We start from the raw sequence: 22,441 nt of genomic DNA, 5'->3' as shown, positions 1-22,441 counted from the left end.
CAAGATGCGGGCGGAATACGGGCGCCAGATCAACACAGGGCGTGAAGTCTCGCGCAAACCGCATCTTGCCACCACTTATGGCGCCAGGCTTCAGAAATAGCCCTCTTTCTTCCGCAGTTCCATGGACGCCTCGGACGTCTGGTCGTCCATCCGCGTGGCGCCCCGCTCAGTGATACGCGTTATCGCCGTTTCAGCGATAATTTCGCCCACACAGACGGCAGATGACTCCACCGGACAGGTGCAGCTCATATCACCCACGGTGCGGAAGCGAACCATTAGGTTCTCCACTTTTTCGCCTTCCTTAAGATCGATCAGGTGGGATAGCGGCAGAAGGCCGCCGCCGCGCCTGATAACATCTCGCGTGTGAGCGAAATAGATTTCCGGCACTTCCAGGTCTTCGCGCGCAATGTATTCCCACACATCCAGTTCAGTCCAATTGCTAATAGGAAATACACGTATATTTTCGCCGGGATGTACCCGAGTATTGTAGATATCCCACAGTTCCGGGCGCTGGTTCTTCGGATCCCACTGCCCAAATTCATCGCGGAACGAAAATATACGTTCCTTCGCGCGGGCTTTTTCCTCGTCGCGACGCGCGCCGCCGATACAAGCGTCGAACCGGAATTCCGCAATGGCATCCAGAAGTGTCACAGACTGAAACGCATTGCGGCTCTGTTTTTCCGAACGCAATACCACTCTACCCTGCCTGATGGAGTCTTCCATACTACGCACGATTAGCCGCTCGCCGAGCTGCCTCACGCGGCGGTCTCGAAACTCGATCACTTCCGGAAAGTTATGCCCGGTATCGACGTGCAGCAGAGGAAATGGAAAACGTCCTGGACGAAAAGCTTTTTCCGCTAGACGCAGCAGCACGATGGAATCCTTGCCGCCGGAAAACAGCAGGGTTGGATTGGCGCATTCTGCAGCGACCTCCCGCATGATATGGATGGCTTCGCTTTCAAGCGCATCCAGATGACCTAGATGGCGTGCCATACGGCGTTTGATAGCCACCGGCTCAGTCTTCATGAGAACACTTGAAACAGGAGTAATGAATTCTTCCATATCGTTAAACGTAATATCCATTGTTAACCCCGAGTTTTACAGGCACAGGCTTAGCCTCCATTTCCCTCTACACCGTAACGACGGTTACTTGCGCCGCTTGTCCGGATGTAGACCGCACTCTTTGATTTCCGGATCTTCCCACCACCACCGGCCGGCCCGGACGTCCTCGCCGGGGGTAATGGCTCGCGTACAAGGGGCGCAGCCGATGCTCGTGTAACCTCTATCGTGTAGTGCGTTGTACGGGACTTCAAATTGTTTGAGATATTCCCATACCTCCGTTAAATTCCAGTTCAGCAGCGGGCTGAATTTTTGCAAACCATGTTCAGAATCGAATTCCACCGTAGCGAGATCTTTCCTGGTGGGCGCCTGGTCGCGTCGTAACCCCGTAATCCAGGCATGTTTCCCGCTCAATGCGCGTTTCAGGGGCTCGACCTTGCGTATGTGGCAACATTGTTTCCGCAAATCCACGCTGTCGTAGAACCCATTGGGGCCGTTCTGCGCAACATATGCCTCAATTACGGCAAAATCAGGAAAAAATACTGGAATACGTACACCATAACGATCAGCCACTTCTCTCATCAAGCTATAGGTTTCTTCAGGCAGCCGACCGGTGTCCAGCGTAAACATCCCGATAGAAGGATAGTATTGTGCGATCAGGTCCGTTAACACCATGTCCTCGGCGCCAAAACTTGAGGCGAAGGTGACGGGAGCATAGTCTTCCTGCGCCGTGTCCAGCACTTTCCGCACTTCGGTAATCTTGTGATCCAGGCTCATTGTGCCGGTTCAATTGATATCAGATTATCAAATAACGATCGACGACTGCTCTCGCTGAAGCGGTGATCTGGCTGAAGCTGCGGACGGCAGCGCCCCGGCCAGGTCGAGCTGGCGGTCAAACCCTAGGCAAAACTCCGCTGCCTCCATGGTCCATGCGTCCAATTCGCCGTACCATTCGGTCAGCCTGCCGTCATTCAGCTCTTCCGGGGGGTGTGCGAAATCCTCTGCGAATTTTGCCAGTTGCCGGGATAAGCGCGGCTTGGTAGGCAGCACACGGCGCAACTCTTCCGCCTGCTCCGCCAGACCCTCGTATTTCTTGCCGCCCAGTAATTCACTCACACCCTGACCAATCAATCGGGCGATCTCTTCGGCGCACTTGACTGAATCCTCGAATTTGCGTTGAAACTTAAGTGCATCCCGATAATTACGCTCGTGAGCCGCCTCGAAAAAGCTTGAACCTATCTTTACCTGGCTTACTCCCGCGCATTCGCCACCGCCTAATTGCAACACCTTGAAGTCCCCATCCTTGCCATGATCGCGCAAGACCGAATCCAATTCTTCCGGTTTCACCTCCATCAAATCTGTCAGCAGTCCGGTGAAATATTCCTTGCCTACACGCCGTGTCCAGAAAGAAAAATTTTCTCCGGCCTCAGCGTTTGCCAGGTGGGCCGACTTCACCCGGCTTACTGCTGCTTCGATGCGGGCAGCGGGGATTGACGGCCCCTTGATCGCCAATGCCCCACCCGCCATGGCATTGCCGCCGAAATACATCTGATAGTGGGGCACGAGCTTGCCATGCATGCGTTTCCCCTCCCCATAAATGCCGATATCACCAGCCTCAGGCTGCGCACAGCCATTATGGCAGCCGGACACACGTATTTTCAGGTCCTGGAAACCACCGTTTAGCTTGGGGGCCAGGATCGTGCTTGAAGTGATGCCTAACCGGCATGTAGAAGTACCCGGGCACGCGACTACGTTATCGCCTGCCTGTGGCTCGCGCAGACCCAATTCCGCCAAGTCCGCCCGCAATGTTTCGATCTTGGCCTCCGCCACATTCGCGAAAAACATATTTTGATCCTGGGTAGCGCGTATATCATGCAGTTCGTGAGCCTCGGCAATATCGGCAAGGCCACGCAGTTGCACCACGTTCAAATTACCCATGGGCACGCTGATTGGAAAAACGTAATAATCGTTCTGTTTCTGGGCGAACACATGCCGGGGCGCGCCCATACCGGGGACTTCGCTATCTAAACCAGCGTTCCATTCACCCCTGGGGTAATCCAACGTCGCCAGCGCCGCTTTGGTACGTCCCAGTTCTTCGCGATATTTATCAACAAACCCTTCCGGCCCGAACTTGTCCACCAGGAATTTGATTCGCGCCTTGGCGCGCTTGACCCGATCAGAATAGCGGTTGTGCAATGAAATGATCGCTTCCATCACAGGCAACAAATCCTTTTCTTCGATAAATTCCTCCACTACGATCGCCTCATGCGGCTTATGGCCGAGTCCGCCGCCGGCCAGAACCTTGAAACCGAAGCGGTCGCCGTCGCGTACCGCGACAATTCCCATATCGTGCATCATTCCCTGTGCGCAATCGGATTCGCAGGCGGACAGGCTGATCTTGAATTTACGCGGCATTTGCTGTGTCAGCGGGTTGCGCAAAAAGTGCTGTACCGCACCGTCGAGATGCTTGTTAACGTCGACATGCTGACGAGGGCACACGCCGGACAGCGGGCACGCAGTAACGTTACGTATGGTATTGCCGCACGCTTCCCGGGTCGTCAACCCTGCCGTGGCCAAATGGCGGAGCACTGCCGGCGTATCCTCCAGCGGCACGTAATGCATTTGTATATCCTGGCGGGTGGTAATATGCACGACGTCATGGCGTGCGTATTTTTCCAGCATATCGGCGATCACGCGCAGTTGCGGCGCATTAAGACGTCCGCCTGGAAGCTTGATGCGCACCATGTTGACGCCTTCCTGCCGCTGGCCATATATCCCCATTTGCAGGCGCGTGGCGGTGAAACGGTCGACATCCACGCGCAGACCCCGGAAATCCTCCAGCGCCTGATCGAAAGAATTTATTTCCTCTTCGTTAGCGAGATTCAAATGATCCATCTATGCCTCCACAATTTAAAGCCATATCAGCGCGGCGCCTTGAAAGTCCGAGGGATCGCACCGTGGGCCGCTACCTTGCCCGGTTGACTGCTGATATCTGTTACTCGTCTGATTTCTGACCGGAACTTAATGATTAGATGTGCCTGTTCGGATTCGAATTACCGTTTGCATCAACGCCATTGCCCGCCATATGTCCCCGTCTATGGGCGGCAAGCAACCTCATATATTGCCTCTAACCTGACATAATAGCAACGAACGTATATATCGCGAAAGAATATTATGTTAGATTAACATAACCAAACATTATTAAGATATCGACATTATGAAATTGCAACAGTTGCGCTATTTACGCGAAGTCGCAAATCAGGGCTTGAATCTGTCCAAGGCGGCCGAGATCTTGCATACCTCTCAACCGGGAATCAGCAAGCAGATCCGCCTCCTGGAAAGTGAACTGGGAATAGATATCTTTGTCCGAAACGGCAAACGCGTGGTCAAGATTACACCACCAGGAATAGCTATCCTTGAAATCGCGGACAGGATGTTGCGCGATGCAAAGAACCTGAAAAAAATTGGTCAGGAATTCGCCAATGAAGCCAGCGGCTCTCTTACCATCGCCACGACCCATACTCAGGCAAGATACGCTTTACCGACCGCAATTAAGCATTTTACCGCACGCTACCCAAAGGTGAAATTAATTTTGCGTCAGGGCAACCCTACCCAAATAGCTGAGCTGGTTACCTCGGGAGTTGCGGATATCGCTATCGCTACCGAGGCCATAGAACTTTTTGATGAGTTGGTGATGTTGCCTTGCTACCAATGGAACCGTTGCATCATTGTTCCGCCGCGGCATCCGTTGCTCAAGCTTGACAGTCTCACACTGGAGAAGATAGCCCAGTACCCCATCATTACCTATGATTTTGCTTTCACCGGCCGCTCCAAAATCAATCAGGCATTCGATGCGAAAGGGCTGACGCCCAATGTCGTGTTGACAGCCATAGATGCAGACGTAATCAAGACCTACGTGGAACTGGGACTCGGCATCGGCATCCTTGCGCAAATGGCGTATGAACCCAAGCGCGACAAACACATCAGGGCGATCGACGCGAGCCATCTGTTCGAAGCAAGCACGACCCGCATCGGTATTAGCCGCAACAGTTATTTACGCGGATATATCTATGAGTTTATAGAGATCTTCGCTCCTCACCTCGACCATAAGGCGGTCACCGCCGCAATGCAGAATCGCCTCTGATACCCGGTGCTCTGTTCCCTCAGCTCGAGGGCGATGCGCCATCATGCCCTTTTCACCCGGCATGAGGATCTGGACAATATAATGCAGGCACCTCCTGGCTAAAGCACTTATGACTGCTATCAAATTGCTACCCGACCTGCTCATCAGCCAGATTGCCGCTGGGGAAGTAGTAGAGCGTCCCGCGTCCGCACTCAAGGAGATGCTCGAAAACAGTATTGATGCGGGCGCCACCGAAATAACGGCCCTGCTTTTTCAGGGCGGAGCCAAACTGATCCGTGTCTCGGACAATGGAACAGGAATTGCCAGAGATGACATGGCTCTTGCCCTTTCGCGTCACGCGACCAGCAAGATCACCTCGTTGGAAGACTTGCAGAGCGTGGCAAGCCTTGGTTTCCGGGGCGAGGCGCTCGCCAGTATCGCGGCAGTATCGCGGCTGATGCTGGCCAGCCGCAGCATTGAGGAGCCGCACGGCTGGCGGGTAGAAATGGAAGGCGGTCGTTCATCGTCGCTGGAACCCATGGGTCGCGACAGAGGCACGACGATCGAAGCGCACGATCTCTACTTCAACACGCCGGCGCGGCGTAAATTTCTAAAGAGCGAAGCGACTGAATTTTCCCACAGCGAAGACGTTTTCAAGCGAATCGCCTTATCGCGTTCGGATATCACTTTCACTCTGCAACACAATGACGTCGTTCGCAGCCGTTTGCTCGCGGCTGATGCGCGAACCCGCATGACGGCCATACTCGGTGACGAATTCAGCCACAATTCGGTATTTATCGACGAACGTGCGGCCGATCTGCGATTATCCGGCTTAGCCGCCCTGCCCGCTTATTCCCGATCTGCCCGTAACGCACAATACTTCTTCGTGAATGGCCGGTTTGTGCGCGACAAGCTGATTGCCCACGCCATGCGCCAAGCCTACCGCGATATCCTTCATCTCGACCGGCAGCCCGCCTTTGTCCTGTTTCTCGAGATTAATGCAAACAGTGTGGATGTGAACGTCCATCCAACCAAAACGGAGGTGAGGTTCCGCGATCCGCGGGCACTGCATCAATTCATTTTTCATGCCATTGACAAGGCGCTGGCCTCCCCCGGTCATGTATCCCACGCCTCGATTTCCACGCAAAATCAGACTCCGGGTCGAGCGGGAGTTGGAAAGGTACCACACGCCTTTTCCGGCTATGGGAGACAAAATGCCTTTCCGCTGAAATTGTCGTCAGCGCCGCCGGGAGTGGCCCAATCACAAGCGTTTTATTCGGCATTGTTCCCCGCGGAAAATCCTACCCCAGCATCGGGATGCGCCTCAGAGCACGCGGATACCGCTGACCCGGCTGTCCCACTGTTAGGTTTCGCCCTGGGACAGCTCCTCGGCACTTACATCCTGTCGCAAAATGAACGAGGCCTGGTTATCATTGATATGCATGCCGCGCATGAGCGGATTCTTTACGAGAAGCTGAAATCGGCTCAAGAAACTCATTCGCTCGTGATGCAGCCACTACTGATTCCGGTCACGTTTCAAGCGACCAGTCTTGATGTCGCAGTCGCTCAAGAAAACTCCATGGCCCTGCGCGAACTCGGGTTCGAAATCTGTGCCCTCTCACCAACGATGCTCGTTGTGCGCGGAGTGCCCGTCACCCTTAAGGATGCCGACGTACCCGAACTTGCGCGCGAGGTACTCAGCGACATACGCGAATTCGGCGCTAGCGAGGCGTTAACCAGCAGACGCAATGAACTTCTTTCGACGATGGCCTGTCACGGTGCAGTTCGCGCCAACCGCATGCTGACTGTTCCGGAAATGAATGCCCTGCTGCGTCAAATGGAAACAACCGAACGCGCGGGGCAGTGCAATCATGGAAGACCGACGTGGTTTGAAATCAGTTTTGCCGATCTCGACAGGATGTTCATGCGGGGCAGGTAAGTTATCTACCCGCTCACGCCTCGCTATCTCTTCCATATAGCTACTTTCAAGACCTCGATCCCTTATAAGGGAAGCCGCCGCTACACATTACAAGGTAACGATGAAAACAAAGCTTCTGGGGGGAATCTCCCCCACGCACTTTCTCCGTAATTACTGGCAAAAGAAACCATTACTAATACGCGGAGCCATCCCTGGCTTCGAGGGCTTGTTGACCCGTGACGAACTCATCAAGCTTTCATGTGAAGGTGAAGCAGAATCACGTCTGGTCATGCAAAGGAACGGGAAGTGGCATGTCGGAACGGGCCCTTTCACCGCGCACGCTTTTTCTCGTCTATCGAACAAAAACTGGACTTTGCTGGTACAGGACGTCAATCATTTCCTGCCCTCCGCTCGTGAATTACTCCTGAAGTTCAAATTTATCCCATACGCTCGGCTGGATGACCTGATGGTCAGTTATGCCCCCGAAGGAGGCGGGGTTGGGCCTCATTTTGATTCATACGACGTATTTCTACTGCAGGGCATGGGACGGAGACTTTGGCAAATATCCGCCCAACGGGATAAGAGATTGGTTGCCGATGCGCCGTTAAAAATCCTGCACGACTTTAGACCGGAGCAGGAGTGGGAACTGGAACCGGGCGATATGCTTTATCTCCCACCCGGTTACGCTCATAACGGCGTAGCGAAAGACGCTTGCATGACTTACTCGATTGGGTTCAGGGCGCCAGACAACCAGGAACTTGCGACTCAGTTCCTGGTTTATCTCCAGGACAATACTGTAATTGATGGAATATACAGCGATCCCCATCTCCACCTGCAGCCTCACCCCGCCAGAATCAGCCGCCAGATGTTGCGTCAGATCGGAACGGCGCTTAACAAAATCAAATGGAGCGAGGACGACGTAGAACGTTTTACCGGAATGTATCTCACCGAGCCCAAACCTCATGTTTTTTTTACACCGCCACCGCATCCCATGAGTCGACGGGAATTCGATTTTAGGGTGAGGAAAGACAGCCTCAAACTGAATCTGAAAAGCCGCATGCTGTGCAGCGGAACGAACATTTTTTTGAACGGCGACATATACGCGGCCGGAACGATCGCTCATAAGTTATCGGAGCAGCTCGCCGATCTTTTTATATTGCAGGACGTCGAAGAATTTGACGACGAAACCCTTGCCCTGCTTTATGAATGGTATACTTACGGCTACGTTGAGCTAGAGCTTAATGGGGGGCCGGCGCCTGATTCCCCGATGCTTGCTTAGCCGCTTCCAGGAGCCTTCTCCCTCAAACGTGGGTTTGAGAAGCATTATTTGAAGTGTGACGGGCGAATGGGCGTTGCGCTCGATTTGCAAAAAAAGCCTTCTCTCTTGAAATAGGGGAAAACGTGATTTTTGCAGGCGCCTGGCGCTACCACTTATGGCTCTGGGATACAACGACTAGACAACATTTCTGAATTCTGCTATTAAGATAGTGGCTATTAAGAAATGGTGCTCGTCAGATTTGAATGGCCGAAATACTTAAGTTTTCCCGTGACTCGTTAAATCTATAAAGGAGATTAAAAAAATGAAGTACTCGCTCCTCGCTGCCGCACTGGTGACACTCACATTTACCGCATGTGATCAAATGAAAGAGCATAAACCCGGCGAAGGAAAACCCGGGCAATACCCCCCCAGCCTATGGGAAAAACGCGAAGGTCAGCTAAGTGACGCAGATATCGAAGCTGCCCAGAAAGAAGCTGCCGGTGGAGGTGGACAAGCTACGACCCAACCCCCGGCAGATGCCCCCAAATAACAATGCAAATACGCAACCTAAAAAAAGCCGTCCTTCGGGACGGCATTTTTTTGCTGGGTTCTTTTAAAGGAACCGCGCGTCGAACAAGCGTATAGTGTTATTGGAACGCCAACAGGTCGAACAAACACCCCGCTCCGGACCTCCCCGTGTGCCTGGATCGTGTCCGGTGTTGCAACCGCCTACTTCCACAATTCATTTCAGTTTCCTGATTCCCTCTCGGATTTGAACGACTCCAAGGCTTTTGTTACACTAGGCTTTGTTACACCACTTTTTTCCGGACTATAGGACGACATATAATGAAATATCCGTTCCTCGTTGCTGCTGTGGCGGCATTGATGCTGACTGCTTGTGAATATAAAAAGCACCCGATGGATAAGCCGCCCCCCTCTGCCATGGCTGAACGTGATTCGGCCCCGAAATTTGACGAACTGGATAAGGAAGGCGCTGATACAAACGTCAAGAAAGAAGAGCCGGCCAAATAAATAATAGGGCTGAGGTTCTTCGAAACATCCAACTATTAAAAAATTAACCCCGCGAACAGCGAAATCAGAATCAATATAGATCAGTTAGCGTAAATTTCGATTGGTTAGCAGGGTTTTTACTATATAATAGGGTTCGTTGCACTCTATTTCCCATTTTATTAAGGACGCCCCGATAATGAAACTCTCATTCCTCGCCGCCGCTTTGGTGGCTATCGCTCTGACGGCATGCGACAGACCGAAACAAGCCCTGCCCGAAAACTCAACGACTTATGGAACTAGACTCGAAGAGGGTACCACGTTGGATCAAGAACGGAAAGGAACCCCGAGCGAACAAACCGCCGCCGCTCCAGAGGGCGATGATGAGTATTCCGGTCAAGCCGTCCTGCCCGGGCACGCACTTGACGGAAACGGCAACCCCCTGCCCCCCGGTAAAAGCCCAATTCCCGCCGGGCACTAAGAAGTCGTCTAAAAAGCCATCCTCAAGGATGGCTTTTTTTTCGCCCAAAACAAGCTTACTGAAGGGTGGAGCAACGGTTCGTGCAGATATTGCGCGACCGTTTGCGCGCCTCAGCACCGGTGGCGGAGCATCCTTGCCCGGCTTGGAAACTTGAAGGATCAGCGCGTTTTATCATATAATTATGACTTATCACCAACTTTTTGAGGGTATTAAACAATGAGACTTACGCTCGTCGCTGCTACCTTGGCTGCGCTAATGATGACCGCCTGTGGTAAGCCGAACCAAGCGCTTCCGGAACAGGAAAAAGATAATTTTGCTAAAATTACCTCGAAGCCGGCAACGCCTGCGGCTCCCGAAGCGGGTGCACCAGCTTCTGGCGATACATCTGGCGCAAGCGAAGGAAAATAGCGCTTATCTAAGCGTCAGTTTACAGGCTGAATCAGACTTAGTCAGAATTCGTACTATGCAAGTAAAAGCCGCCCCCTCTGTTGGGCGGCTTTTTCAATTTGTACCTTTGAAGCGGTTTTATCAGACGACGAAAAAACTCAGACCGCGCCGCGTCCCTGCCTGATCCGGCTCGCGGGGTCCCTGGTACTACGCCACTACGCTCCCCAAGTAACAAAATTGAATCACTCACCGGGAGTAAAACGCCGGGCGCGCCAAAAATTGGGCCCGCAGGCCCTCCACGGCAGATGTTCAGAGATTCCTTAGCTCACGCCAGCCAAAGCCATCGTTCTGGTCAGCCACCCCGATCCAGTCGATTCCGCAATTCAACGCGCGGCTCAGCACTGATTGCGCAAGCAGCGGGGTATTGTTTTTCTGGCTCAAATGAGCAGCGACAACGTGTTGAAGGCGGCTGCAATCAAGGCTGGCCAGCAATTCACCGGAGGCCGTGTTCTCCAGATGACCGAAGCGGCCCCCTACGCGTTGTTTAAGACGGAAATGGTAATCTCCGTTCGCCAGCATAAGTGCGTCATGATTGCATTCGAGTACCAACGCATGGCACCCGTTTAAGGTGGCTTCGATATGGGGTGTTGAACGGCCCGTATCAGTTAGCACCCCTAACCGGAAAGCACCGTCCCCGAATACGAATTGCGCAGGTTCCTGGGCATCATGCGGGACCGGGTACGGTTCGACCTCGATGCTTCCGATCGAGAAACGCTGGTAGTCCTCTATAATGTTAACCGCTCCCAGCGAGGCGAATTCCCTTTCCGCACGTCGCAGAGTGCCATACGTCAACCAGATCGGCGTGCCAAACTTGCGAGCAAACCTTGCCACCCCGCCTATATGATCGTCGTGTTCGTGCGTAACTACGATCCCGTCTATCATCCTCGGTTCCAGGCCGAGCCGGGCAAGACGAAAAAGAGTTTCCTTCAAGGTGAAACCGCAGTCCAGCAGCAACCTGGTATTGGCTACCTCGACTACAAGACCATTTCCTTGTGAACCGCTACCTAAACAGGCAAAGCGCATGCTTCAGGAGGACAAACAACTGCATTGCACGGGTTATATAAAGAAAGGCTGAAGAACATGTGGTTATCGGGCTATCGGTTGAAGGGGGGGCTGCTCTTTTCAAATCAACGATGTTTTACGAGCTAGCGCTAGTGGCGTTTGAACTGCGGTTGAGCATAGCAGGAAACAAAACTGACTGCTGCGTCAGCGCAGCAATTCACAAGCATTGAGAGCGTATAAAGCTATTATAAATCGAGAGGCTGCGCCGGGCTTATAAGCCTACCCCCATTCGCGAGCAATTTTGTTATTTCATGTGCTGGAAGGGGTCGGGCGAAATAGTAACCCTGAATTTCATCACACCCTCGCTTGCGCAAAAACTCGTACTGTTCAATCGTCTCCACTCCCTCGGCGACCACTCTCACCTTCAAGCTGTGCGCCATATCGATGACTGCTGTTGTAATCGCAGCGTCTGCAGGACTGGTCGTAATGTCATCGATAAAAGAACGGTCGATCTTCAGCACGTCGATGGGAAACCGCTTTACATAAGCCAGACTGGAATAGCCGGTCCCAAAGTCGTCGATGGAAATCCGGATGCCGAGCGCTTTTAGCCGTTTGAGAATACGCGCGGTCTTTTTTGCGTGCGTCATCAACGAGCTCTCTGTCAACTCCAATTCCAGCAAATCCGAATCAATGCTGTTCTCTCGTAGTGCACGTTCGGTTTGCAGCTCAAATTCAAGCAGTTCCGGAGACACGCCATTCTCACGAGTAGCACGGATAACGTCGCGGTTTAACGTGCTTTCCGAGAACTGCCTCCCCGATACATTTACGGATACGGGGATTTCACCCATCCCTAGATGTCTCCACTGGGCAATCTGCTTACATGCACTTTCTATCACCCAGGCTCCCACCTGATTGATCAACCCCGTCTGTTCAAGCAGGGGTATGAACTCCAGCGGTCCGATACATCCATGCCCGGGGCGCTCCCATCGTATCAGGGCTTCCAGCCCCGTGATCCGTCCATCGGAGAGTTCGACCTTGGGCTGATAATGTAAAATAAATTCGTTTTGGTCGAGAGCCTTCCGCAGGGCGTTTTCCTGCTCCAGTTTCTCAATGGCCCGCATGTTCATTTCCGCCGTAAAGAAGCGATACGTGTCCTTCCCCGCTTCTTTTGACCGATACATGGCGGTGTCGCCGTTTTTTACCAATGCGTCTGCATCATGTGAATCTGTTGGATAAACACTGATCCCGATGCTAGCTGTTACGGTTGCCTGATGCCCCCCCAAGTCGAATGGCTGGCGTAACGTTTCTCTGATCTTGCTGGCAACGACTCCGGCATCACCGGAGCTATCGGTAGTGACCAAAATGCACCCGAATTCGTCGCCGCCGAGGCGCGCGACCATATCGGTAATACGCAAGCATTCCGATAAACGTAGACTGAACTGACACAGCAATTCGTCGCCAAGCGCGTGCCCCAGCGTATCGTTTATATTCTTGAAGTTATCAATATCGAGAAGAAGCACCGAAACCATGCGGTGATTCATCTCCGCTTGTTTAATGAGCTTCCGAAGCGACTCGTAGAACAGTGTCCGATTGGGAAGGCTGGTCAGCGCATCATAATGCGCGAGTTGAAATAAGCGCTGGTCAGCCTGCTTACGATGGGTGATGTCATCCATGATACCCACCACTTTCTGCACGCCCGTGGAGTCTTTGATCGGGAACGTACGAGAGTGTACCCAGCGGATACTGTTATCCGAAAGTACCAGCCGGTAATCATGGTCCACCCCGGCTCGCGATAACTCACGTGTTTCGCACATTACCCGTTGCACATCGTCGGGATGAACCGCCTCAAGAAATTTTTCCAACTTGTCACCACGCGCCACGCGACGGCCAGTCAATTTCTCCCAGGCAGGATTAACGTAGCGCACGGTTCTGTCGTGAACATCCCAAATCCAAAAAACTTGCGGAAGGTTACCCGCGAGCTGGTCGAACAATTCTTCAGCTTCGCGCAGCGAAGCGGTTCGCTCGTCGAGCATGATTTCCAGATTCGCGACAAATTGCTGCAACTCTTTCTGCAAAAACCGGATCTCTAGTACATCGCGAATATGTGTCAATACCGCGAGTCGATCAAAGGGCTTGGTAATAAAGCCTTTTGCGCCCGCCTTCAACGCCCGTTCCTTGTGGTCGGATTGGGCGGTTATCACAAGAACCGGAAGATGTTCGCATTGTTCAGATGGTTTTGCTTCAGCCTCAATTGTCTTGATGCCTTCCATTACCTGGAACCCATCCATGACGGGCATCATCAAATCGAGCAGGATTAGATCGTACCGCTTCGCCCTATGTAGGTCGCAGACCTCGAGCGAATTCATTGTAGACTCGACTGAGGTGTAGCCCGCTCTCGATAGCATGCCATGCATCAATTCGACATTATCTTTCCGATCGTCGACGATCAGAATTCTGGCATTAAAAATATCGGATGAGGTCATTGAGTTCTAATTGTTATTTCAAGTCTGGAGCGCTGCGCTGCTCTACCTGATATAAGGCGTTGATAACGGATAATCGGATACCTGCTATTTAACCTAACTCATCGCCGCAATTGAAGACACCGAGGCTTGGTCAAGCAGCACCAAAATCCCATCCGTCCAGAGGCTAATCCACAACGTCTCCAGGGCTTACTGGGGAACGCATCATATTCCTGTTCATGAGAAGCAGCAATACGCGTGCTGATCATCAGCTGGCAACACCTGCTGAAAAGAGATTATCTTCATGTGCGAGCTTGGCTTGTTGAAGGAAAGCAGAAAGCGTGCCATGTTCCCATTTAGCACAGTTTCAGACAATTTCTGCCTATATTGATGGCTTTCGTCAGAAGAGGGGATATCTATTGTAAAATTTATCGATAAATAGCCGAGGCGTGAATCCCGCGCGTCGCACCCAAAATGAACCTTGCCAGCAATCAGCCGAAAACGAGATGAAATGCCTGAAAGAGGCTATTGCCTAACTGAGTATGAGGCAATACTTGGGCTAAATTGTACGATATCTGTCCGATACCAAAAAATTACGGCTGAGCAATGCTAGACCACTTGAGAGAATTCCTCGCGCACTGGGGCGTCACCGCCCTTGCATTATGGCTTACAAGTTTCATTTTTCACGGCATCTCATTCAACAGCAAAAAATCGCTACTGATATCAGCATTACTATTGGGTTTGATTAATGCTGTGATCCGGCCCGTGGTCATTATTCTGACGATCCCGCTCACGCTGATTACCTTTGGGCTCTTCTTGCTGGTGATCAATGCAGTCATGATGCTCCTTGTATCGGCGCTGGTTCCCGGCTTCAAGATTTCGGGGTTCTGGACCGCTTTTTTTGCCAGTATCGTCGTTACATTGATCAGCATAATTGTCAGTATGCTCATATTTGGCCCAGATGACAGCATGCTAAACATGCCTGCACAACGAGGCGTGATGATCTGATGGCTCCCTGACGTTGGCAGGCATCCGCCCCGGCTATATCGATAACGTCTAAACGCAATCCTGTACCATCGCCGGAACATTCAGCAAGCCCGCTAATTTTTTGGCGTCAGCAGCTGAGTCGAACGGCAGTACGGCCAGCAGCGGGCAATCCAGGCGCTCTTCCAACGCAAACACATTTTCATCCAACGCAGCCATATGTGGATCAATACAGTTCGCCACCCATCCGGCCAGCGCCAGTCCGGTAGCGCCCACAGCCTGGGCCGTCAACAGGGCGTGGTTAAGGCAACCCAGTTGCACCCCTACCACCAGGACCACCGGCAGGTCCAGTGCCCGAGCCATGTCACCGCTGTTTTGATGGGCGTTGAGGGGTACTAGAAAACCGCCGATCCCCTCCACGATCACGACGTCCGCTATTTTTTTCAATTCGAGCCATGCTTCACGAATGGTGTCAACATTGATTTCAATGCCTGCCCGCTGTGCTGCTATATGAGGCGCGATCGGTGGGATCAGCGTGTAAGGATTTATCAGCTCGCGCCGAGCGGTTACGCTGCTCGCCGCGACTAGCAAGTCTACGTCCGTACATCGCCCCTCTTCGCAACCCGATGCCACCGGCTTCATGCCCACCGCAGTCTCGCCGTTCCGCCTGAAAGCGTGCAATAGGGCGCAGCTGACCAGGGTTTTGCCCACACCTGTGCTGGTGCCGGTCACAAAATAACCTCTCGTCATGAAATACGCGAATCCGTTTTCATGTCAGGCCCAGCTGTCGCCTGGTTTCGGGGGTTAGAACCGATTTGCGCGACTCCGGCTTCCAGGCGTGACCGTAAACCACTTCAAAAGTCGCCGGTAACTTCCCCTCGGTCCGCAGGGTTTCATAAAGACTTAACGCTGCTTGCCATGCCGTTTTTCCGGTGAGCCCACGCCTTCTCCCCTCGGTTGCATTATGCGCGCCGATGGCTTTGAGATCCCGCATCACGCTGATCGGGTCGTCATACGTAAGCGTGATATATTCCATGTCCATAACAGGTGTAGCGAACCCGCAATGCACCAGTATGTCGCCAACATCATGCATGTCAATAAACCGATTGACGTGGATATAACCATCTATTTTTCCAAAAGCTTGGCGCAACTCTTTTAAGGTATCCGGTCCAAAAGTACTGAACATGAACAAACCGCCGGTTTGCAGCACCCGGTGCACCTCAGAAAATGTTTGCTTGAGATCATTGCACCACTGCAACGTCAGGTTGGACCAGACCAGACCTGCGCACGAATCTTTCACCGGCATCTGCTCGATATCGCCGGCCACGTAACCTGTCTGAGTTTTTCTGGCGAATACGTGCTGCCACCAAGAAACCGGTGGACGGGCCTGCACATGCATTGCGGAGGCAATGTCTATTGCCAGCATCCGGGCGGCTGGGTAGCGCATCACCAACTTGCGGGTACCGTAGCCGGTGCCGCTGCCGGCATCCAAAATAACGTCCGGCGTGAATTTGATGTACTCCAGACGCGATAGCATCCGCTCGCAGACCTCGCGTTGCAGGATTGCCGCGTAGTCATAGCCGGCTGCTGCCCGTTCAAAGGCAGCCCGCACCCGGCGCTTATCGATGGTGTGCCCGTCATTCATCTGGTTACAGAACCTTTCAGCCTAAGCATGTGTTCTACAAATTGATCAGGATAAGATAGGAACGGAGCATGCCCGCAACCATTCAGGATAATCAGTTCTGAACGTGGCAGGTGCTCGTTCATCCATTTCGCCGCGCCGGGGTGGGTAATGACATCTTTCTCGCCATGTATAAGCAGCACCGGCTGGGCAATAGACTTTATAGCGCCACGCATGTCGCTCAATAACAGATGGCGCAGCCCTACCTCTAATGCAACCTCATCCGGTTTTCCACGTTCAAATAAACTCTTGCGCAGTCGCGCCAAGACTGCCGTAGTATCGTCTCCCCCGCTGATCTGCAACGTAAGGAACCTGTTCAAGGTACCCTTGTAGTCACGTTTCAGATTGACCGCGAACAATTGCAGCGTCCCCGCTTCCATTCCCCATTGCCAATCATCACGCTTGGCAAAACACGGGGTCGTGGAAATGAGGGCAAGTTTTTTAACACGCGCCTGTTCGCGCTTTGCCAGCTCGATTGCGATCTGACCGCCCAGCGACCAGCCGCAAAGAATACAGTCTTCCGGCAGGATCTTCGCTATAGACTGAATGGTGTGTTCCAGCATCCCCTGCCCGGGTCCCGTTCCATGCGGAGAACTGAATCCGTGTCCCGGCAGATCCACCAGATGCAAGCGGAAATGCTGTGCCAGCCGCTCGCGCACGTCTCGCCATATGCCGCTATGCATGGCCCAACCATGCAGCAATACAAGATCACGGCCCACTCCACCAGATTCGACGTAAAGACTCATTTGTAAACAGGCTGTTTAAAAGACGCCATCCAGCTCTCGCAGCGCCCCTCCAAGCCGAGCGACATCTTCCATATCATGTGAGGAGGATAGCGAGATTCGGAGCCGCGACGCGCCTCGCGGTACTGTGGGCGGGCGAATAGCCGGGACCAGAATGCCTCTCTCGCGCAACGCCTCGCTGAGCTGCATAGCTTTATCGTTATCCCCGATGATCAACGGCTGGATCGGCGTATCCGACGGCAGGAGCTTCCAGCGTAACGGTCGTAATTCCTGTTTAAGCGCGATGATGAGTTGAGCGAGTTTTTTTCGCCGCCATTCTTCAGATTCGATCAACTCCAGGCTTTTCAGCAGCGCACATGAAAGGAGCGGCGGAGTCGCAGTCGTGTAGACGTAGCTACGCGCGTGCTGAATCAGCGTTTCGATAACCTCCGCTTGGGCGGCGACGAAAGCACCAAAGACGCCTGCGGCCTTGCCGAGAGTAGCCATATAAATGATGCGGGGGGACCGTATGTCAAAATAAGCCAACGTCCCTTTTCCCCCTGCGCCCAGCACACCGAAACCGTGGGCGTCGTCCAGCATCAACCAGGCCTTATATTTTTCGCACAATACGAGCAGACTCGGCACGGGGGCGATATCGCCATCCATACTGAACACTGCATCAGTAATGACCAGTTTGCGTTTGGCGCGTGAAGCAGCCAACTGCCGTTCCAGGGTGGCCAGATTAAGGTGCGGATAGCGCTTGAACGTCGCGCGCGAAACGAGTGCCGCATCATTGAGCGAAGCATGATTAAGCTTATCGGCAAATATTGCAGCATTACGCCCTGCAAGTGCCATTACCACCCCCGCATTGGCCATGTATCCGGTGGAGAACAGCAGCGCCCGGGGATACCCCGTAAAGCGTGCCAGTGCTTTCTCCAGCTCATGATGTGCTTTTGAGTGGCCGCTGATGAGATGCGATGCCCCTGCCCCGACTCCATATCGCGTGGCGCCCTCGCAAGCCGCTGCTATTAACCCTGGATGATGCGCAAGGCCGAGATAATCGTTGCTGCAAAACGCGAGATATTCTCGTCCGGCAATGGAGACCTGTGCGCCACTGGAACTGTCCAGCATGAGACGGTGGCGATACAGGTTTCCCGCTTCCTGGTCGCGCAAATGTCCGCGCAATGTACCAAGATCGCTGGAATCGCTGAGCATACCGGGGGATGGATCAATCAACGGCAGGGTCGGGGGACTGTCCGAAAGGCTGGCCTAGAGCGAATGGAGACCCAATCTGTCGAACAGCATCTTATCCCGTTCAGTTTCGGGGTTATCCGTGGTAAGCAATTTCTCTCCATAAAAGATGGAATTGGCGCCGGCCAGGAAACAGAGGGCTTGTATCGCATCCGACATTTCCTGTCTGCCTGCTGAGAGTCTTACCATGGCCTTGGGCATGGTGATACGCGCCGCAGCGATGGTGCGCACAAATTCCAGCGGATCGAGCGCCGCGGTGCCGTGAAGCGGCGTCCCCTCAACCTGCACGAGGTAATTGATGGGGACGGATTCAGGATAGGGATCGAGGTTGGCCAGTTGAGCGATCAGGCCCGCGCGCGCTTGACGCGATTCCCCCATGCCGACGATACCGCCACAGCATACGTTAATACCCGCATTGCGGACTTTTTCCAACGTATCCAATCTGTCCTGGTACTCGCGAGTGGTTATAATCTCACCATAAAACTCCGGTGCCGTGTCCAGGTTGTGGTTGTAATAATCGAGTCCGGCTTGACGAAGTTGCTCCGCCTGCCCCGGTTTCAACATACCCAATGTGGCGCAGGTTTCGAGCCCAAGCGCTTTTACGCCCCCAACCATTTGCGTCATTTTTTCGATGTCGCGCTGCTTGGGCCCCCGCCACGCCGCGCCCATGCAAAAGCGTGACGCTCCCCGTGCCTTCGCTTCAGCCGCCGCGGACAGCACCTCATCGAGCGTCAGCATTTCCTGGTTCTCTATACCCGTGTGATAGCGGGCTGCCTGCGGGCAATATCCGCAGTCTTCGGAGCAGCCGCCGGTCTTGACGGAAATGAGGGTAGACAGCTGTACCCCATTCGGGTCGTGATATTGGCGGTGAATCAACTGCGCGCGATGGATCAAATCGCTGAACGGCAGATCGAGCAGCGCTTCTATTCGGCGAACATCCCAGCGCGACGATTCGGCCGCGGGGCTGAGCTTTTCAACTGCCGTGTATGGGCGCTCTTCCGCGCCAACCGCCAGGTCGGGAATAAATTGATTCATGTCTAATTTATGTCGTCTGATTTAATTACGGGGGACTGTTCCGCTGCGCTACAATGCCAAGAAAGTGGAATGTTACCGACGTTCCACCGCTGACAGAGCAGTGCGTCATCATCGGGTATTGTGCCGAAGTTGTCAATTTATTGCCGGATGAAATTAAACAACCGATTAAATATTATGCATGTGCTGTTCGCCAAACGATGCCTGCTCTGCGGTTCCGTCAGCGAACGCGACCTTTGTCCACCGTGCCACGACAGCCTGCCTCATCTTTCGTCTCATCATTGCATGGTGTGCGCGCTACCTCTTGCAACGGCCAGCGTCTGCGGCGCGTGCCTCGCCAACCCGCCTGCGTTCGAGCGCAGCATCGCTGCTGCAAGCTATGCATTTCCAATCGATGCGCTTCTTCACTCACTCAAGTACGAGGCTAAGCTTGCGCTGGCGCCCGTGCTCGCCGATTTACTGACTGTTCGGATCAGCCCCGCTGATTTACCCGATTTCATCCTGGCCATGCCGCTGCACCCGGCGAAATTGCGCGAACGCGGTTTTAATCAGGCGCTTGAGATCGCCCGCGGGGTCTCGAAAACGACCGGCGTAGAATTGCTTCCTCTGGCGTGTCGCCGCGTTAGAGATACCCGATCCCAAACGGGACTGCCGTGGAAGGAACGCGAAAAAAATATCCGCGGGGCATTTACTTGCGAAGCCGATCTGTCCGGCAGGCGAATCGCCATAGTCGATGACGTGATGACCACGGGCGCAACCCTGAATGAACTGGCGAAAGTGCTGCGAGAACGCGGAGCATGCAACGTAAGCGCATGGGTCGTTGCCAGAACATTGCCCGATCGACTTGCCCAAGCCCATTCTGAAAGTTAAGTACGATGCTTGACGTAGTCCTGTACCAGCCCGAAATTCCCCCGAACACCGGCAATATCATACGGCTCTGCGCCAACACCGGTACCAGGCTGCACCTAATAAAACCGTTGGGCTTCTCGCTGGAAGACAAGCAATTGCTACGAGCCGGACTGGATTATCATGAGTTTGTGGGGGTAACCGTTCACCCCAACTGGGAAGAATGTCGTCGTCACTTGCAAGACCGCCGCTTTTTTGCTGTCTCCACCAAGGGAAAGCAGCGCTATGATCACGGGGTTTACGAGAGCGGAGACGTATTTCTGTTCGGAGCCGAGAGTCGTGGCTTGCCCTCAGAGGTATTGGAGAGCTTTCCCGAACAGCATCGCATCCGCGTACCGATGGTTCCCAATAGCCGAAGTCTCAACTTGTCCAATGCCGTGGCGGTCTTGGTTTATGAAGCATGGCGGCAAATGAACTTCGACAATGCAACCTAAAGAAAAAAGACGGTTTCAATAATTTTCGATCTTGGGTTCGCGGTTGAGCAGCGCCTCCACCGCCAGTCTGGCAGATATGCCGTCGTGGAGTATGCTGCACACGGCGGCGGTGATGGGCATTTCGACTTTCAGTTCGCGGCTCAGCCGCAGTACTTCTCTCGCTGTATGGACGCCTTCAGCAGTGTGCCCCAGTTCCCGGAGTATGCTCGGCAGGGAGTCCCCTGCCGCCAGGCGAAGCCCCACACGCCGGTTACGGGAAAGATCACCCGTGCAGGTGAGTATCAGATCACCCATACCGGTCAGCCCCATGAATGTTTCCATATAGCCGCCGAGTTTAAGACCCAACCGCGTAATTTCTGCCAAACCTCGGGTGATCAGCGCTGCCCGTGCATTGTGACCAAACCCCATGCCATCCGAAATGCCGGCGGCAATCGAAATAACGTTTTTTACCGCACCGCCCGTTTCAACGCCGACGATATCCTTGCTTGTATAGACCCGGCGCCGGGAAGTATGAAGCTGGGCTGCAATGCTCTGTGCAAATCCTGCATCGTGAGAAGCCAGCGTCAACGCTGTGGGTAGTCCCTGCGCCACTTCCTGCGCAAAACTGGGGCCTGACAACACGCCACAAGGGGTGATGCCCGCAAACTCCTCCTCGGCAACCTGATGAGGCAGCTTGGCGGAGTCGACCTCGAATCCTTTACATCCCCAGATAACGGGTACTGTCTTTCCGCAGGCAACAATTTCCCGCAACGTTGCCCGCAATCCTGAAACCGGTACAGCGATCAAGACGAGATCGGCCGCCTCAACAGCTGCGCAAAGAGACGAAGTCAAATGCAGGGATTGGGGCAGAGGAAAAGCGGGAAAATAGCGCTTGTTGACGCGCTGAGAATCAAGTTCGGCGAGATGAAGCGGATTGCGTGTCCACAGGACGACCTGATGCGAAGAGCTGGAGCTGAGACTGATGGCCAGCGCAGTCCCCCACGCCCCCGCGCCAAGCACTGCTAGCTTCATGAACCCCAGACCTGGGTTGTCCTGACGTAACCCATCTGGCCATCACGGTGGCGCACCTTGACCCACCCGTTCACCGCCGGCTCTAGCCACTCCATAACGACATCTTGCTGCGCTTTGAACGCGATCGGCGAATTTGTGTTAGGCGCCTGATAGGCTTCTGCCAGGGGCACGGTCACAATGACATAGCGTTTCTCACTCAGAACCTTTTCTTCTACCCAGGCGAGATTTCCCTTGCTATCGCGGACCTTTACCCAGCCTTCAACCTTGACCACCGCCTCCACGGGCAAGTGTAGGCTCGCTACGTACAGCTTGCCCGCCTTTAGAGACGGCGCATCATACATAACAGCAGCGTTTTCATTTATGGAGAAAAAATTAAACGCCGCAAACGCCGACACCGGCAATACCAGCGCTGTAATCAGAAGAACCAGGAGGGCCGCCCTTTGCGGTAGCAGGGCTACGACGTACCGCCGTATAAGCAACAGCGGAAGTACGGCGTTGCCGAACGGCGCATAATCGACGGACGGTGCATCGCCCTGCTGAGCTAAATGGACGGAAGCGCGGTGCGATATATGGGCGATTTTCCCGCGGGCTCGATGGGGCGAGAGCGCATCAGCGTGAAACTCCTTTAGGACTTCCCTCGACAACGCATCGCGCCGGCGCTCCAT

21 protein-coding genes are annotated in these 22,441 nt (G+C 53.7%); 9 read left to right on the top strand and 12 right to left on the bottom strand.

The features are described from left to right. Nucleotides 1–90: 90 nt before the first annotated feature. The 3 genes from cysD to R5L00_RS12735 all read right to left on the bottom strand — a co-directional run bounded on the left by cysD (nt 91) and on the right by R5L00_RS12735 (nt 3,954). Complete coding sequence (gene cysD / locus R5L00_RS12745) at nt 91–1,026, bottom strand: sulfate adenylyltransferase subunit CysD (protein WP_317654187.1); 936 nt, start codon at nt 1,024–1,026, stop codon at nt 91–93. A gap of 120 nt (nt 1,027–1,146) precedes the next feature. After that, the gene (locus tag R5L00_RS12740) at nt 1,147–1,836 is read right to left on the bottom strand and encodes a phosphoadenylyl-sulfate reductase (protein ID WP_107693374.1); all 690 of its coding nucleotides are present in this window, start codon (nt 1,834–1,836) and stop codon (nt 1,147–1,149) included. A 27-nt stretch (nt 1,837–1,863) separates the two neighbouring features. Further along, nucleotides 1,864–3,954, bottom strand: coding sequence for a nitrite/sulfite reductase (locus R5L00_RS12735; protein ID WP_317652085.1), 2,091 nt, complete (start codon nt 3,952–3,954; stop codon nt 1,864–1,866). A 322-nt stretch (nt 3,955–4,276) separates the two neighbouring features. Between R5L00_RS12735 and cysB the strand changes: the two genes are divergently transcribed. The 6 genes from cysB (at nt 4,277) to R5L00_RS12705 (ending at nt 9,847) form a co-directional block, all read left to right on the top strand. Then, on the top strand, nt 4,277–5,203 hold the full coding sequence (gene cysB / locus R5L00_RS12730) for an HTH-type transcriptional regulator CysB (protein WP_317652082.1): 927 nt from the start codon (nt 4,277–4,279) through the stop codon (nt 5,201–5,203). 109 nt (nt 5,204–5,312) lie between these two features. Continuing rightward, on the top strand, nt 5,313–7,121 hold the full coding sequence (gene mutL / locus R5L00_RS12725) for a DNA mismatch repair endonuclease MutL (protein ID WP_317652080.1): 1,809 nt from the start codon (nt 5,313–5,315) through the stop codon (nt 7,119–7,121). A gap of 100 nt (nt 7,122–7,221) precedes the next feature. Beyond that, entirely contained in the window at nt 7,222–8,379 is a 1,158-nt protein-coding gene (locus R5L00_RS12720) for a cupin domain-containing protein (RefSeq protein ID WP_317652078.1), read from the top strand. Between the two features lie 301 nt (nt 8,380–8,680). Then, nucleotides 8,681–8,908 carry a hypothetical protein gene (locus R5L00_RS12715; protein WP_107693379.1) on the top strand — a complete coding sequence of 76 codons (228 nt, stop codon included), beginning with the start codon at nt 8,681–8,683 and terminating at the stop codon, nt 8,906–8,908. A gap of 296 nt (nt 8,909–9,204) precedes the next feature. After that, a complete protein-coding gene (locus R5L00_RS12710; protein WP_258192613.1) occupies nt 9,205–9,390 on the top strand; it encodes a hypothetical protein in 186 nt (61 codons plus the stop codon). A 175-nt stretch (nt 9,391–9,565) separates the two neighbouring features. Beyond that, nucleotides 9,566–9,847, top strand: a complete 282-nt coding sequence (locus tag R5L00_RS12705; RefSeq protein WP_107693381.1) for a hypothetical protein — start codon at nt 9,566–9,568, stop codon at nt 9,845–9,847. A 696-nt stretch (nt 9,848–10,543) separates the two neighbouring features. Here R5L00_RS12705 and R5L00_RS12700 read toward each other — a convergent pair. Further along, nucleotides 10,544–11,317: an MBL fold metallo-hydrolase gene (locus tag R5L00_RS12700; RefSeq protein ID WP_107693383.1), complete on the bottom strand. Its 774-nt coding sequence runs from the start codon at nt 11,315–11,317 to the stop codon at nt 10,544–10,546. Between the two features lie 224 nt (nt 11,318–11,541). Beyond that, nucleotides 11,542–13,779: an EAL domain-containing protein gene (locus R5L00_RS12695; protein WP_317652073.1), complete on the bottom strand. Its 2,238-nt coding sequence runs from the start codon at nt 13,777–13,779 to the stop codon at nt 11,542–11,544. Nucleotides 13,780–14,361: 582 nt separating this feature from the next. Here R5L00_RS12695 and R5L00_RS12690 point away from each other — a divergent pair. After that, the gene (locus R5L00_RS12690) at nt 14,362–14,763 is read left to right on the top strand and encodes a phage holin family protein (RefSeq protein ID WP_107693385.1); all 402 of its coding nucleotides are present in this window, start codon (nt 14,362–14,364) and stop codon (nt 14,761–14,763) included. Nucleotides 14,764–14,811: 48 nt separating this feature from the next. On the opposite strand, the gene bioD is transcribed toward R5L00_RS12690, so the two are convergent. Genes bioD through bioB form a run of 5 tightly spaced genes read right to left on the bottom strand, consistent with a single transcriptional unit; the run spans nt 14,812 to nt 19,428 of the window. Continuing rightward, entirely contained in the window at nt 14,812–15,489 is a 678-nt protein-coding gene (gene bioD, locus R5L00_RS12685; RefSeq protein WP_317652070.1) for a dethiobiotin synthase, read from the bottom strand. A gap of 19 nt (nt 15,490–15,508) precedes the next feature. Continuing rightward, nucleotides 15,509–16,384, bottom strand: a complete 876-nt coding sequence (gene bioC / locus R5L00_RS12680; protein ID WP_317652067.1) for a malonyl-ACP O-methyltransferase BioC — start codon at nt 16,382–16,384, stop codon at nt 15,509–15,511. Next, nucleotides 16,381–17,166, bottom strand: a complete 786-nt coding sequence (gene bioH, locus R5L00_RS12675) for a pimeloyl-ACP methyl ester esterase BioH (protein WP_317652065.1) — start codon at nt 17,164–17,166, stop codon at nt 16,381–16,383. The genes bioC and bioH overlap by 4 nt, the downstream gene beginning before the upstream one ends. A 15-nt stretch (nt 17,167–17,181) precedes the next feature. After that, entirely contained in the window at nt 17,182–18,357 is a 1,176-nt protein-coding gene (gene bioF, locus R5L00_RS12670) for an 8-amino-7-oxononanoate synthase (protein WP_317652063.1), read from the bottom strand. Between the two features lie 54 nt (nt 18,358–18,411). After that, nucleotides 18,412–19,428: a biotin synthase BioB gene (gene bioB, locus R5L00_RS12665; protein ID WP_317652061.1), complete on the bottom strand. Its 1,017-nt coding sequence runs from the start codon at nt 19,426–19,428 to the stop codon at nt 18,412–18,414. A 147-nt stretch (nt 19,429–19,575) separates the two neighbouring features. Between bioB and R5L00_RS12660 the strand changes: the two genes are divergently transcribed. Both R5L00_RS12660 and trmL read left to right on the top strand, forming a co-directional pair. Continuing rightward, nucleotides 19,576–20,295 (top strand): ComF family protein, encoded by a 720-nt coding sequence (locus tag R5L00_RS12660; RefSeq protein WP_317652059.1) that lies wholly within the window; start codon nt 19,576–19,578, stop codon nt 20,293–20,295. Nucleotides 20,296–20,300: 5 nt separating this feature from the next. Then, nucleotides 20,301–20,765, top strand: coding sequence for a tRNA (uridine(34)/cytosine(34)/5-carboxymethylaminomethyluridine(34)-2'-O)-methyltransferase TrmL (trmL, locus tag R5L00_RS12655; protein WP_107693391.1), 465 nt, complete (start codon nt 20,301–20,303; stop codon nt 20,763–20,765). 15 nt (nt 20,766–20,780) lie between these two features. Here trmL and R5L00_RS12650 read toward each other — a convergent pair whose 3' ends face one another. Next, the gene (locus tag R5L00_RS12650; RefSeq protein ID WP_317652057.1) at nt 20,781–21,776 is read right to left on the bottom strand and encodes an NAD(P)H-dependent glycerol-3-phosphate dehydrogenase; all 996 of its coding nucleotides are present in this window, start codon (nt 21,774–21,776) and stop codon (nt 20,781–20,783) included. Next, on the bottom strand, nt 21,773–22,441 hold the full coding sequence (locus R5L00_RS12645; protein ID WP_317652055.1) for an SH3 domain-containing protein: 669 nt from the start codon (nt 22,439–22,441) through the stop codon (nt 21,773–21,775). Before R5L00_RS12645 ends, R5L00_RS12650 begins: the two co-directional genes overlap by 4 nt.

The organism is Nitrosospira sp. Is2, assembly GCF_033095785.1.
GTDB lineage: Bacteria > Pseudomonadota > Gammaproteobacteria > Burkholderiales > Nitrosomonadaceae > Nitrosospira.
This window is presented reverse-complemented; position numbering and strand designations above follow the sequence as displayed.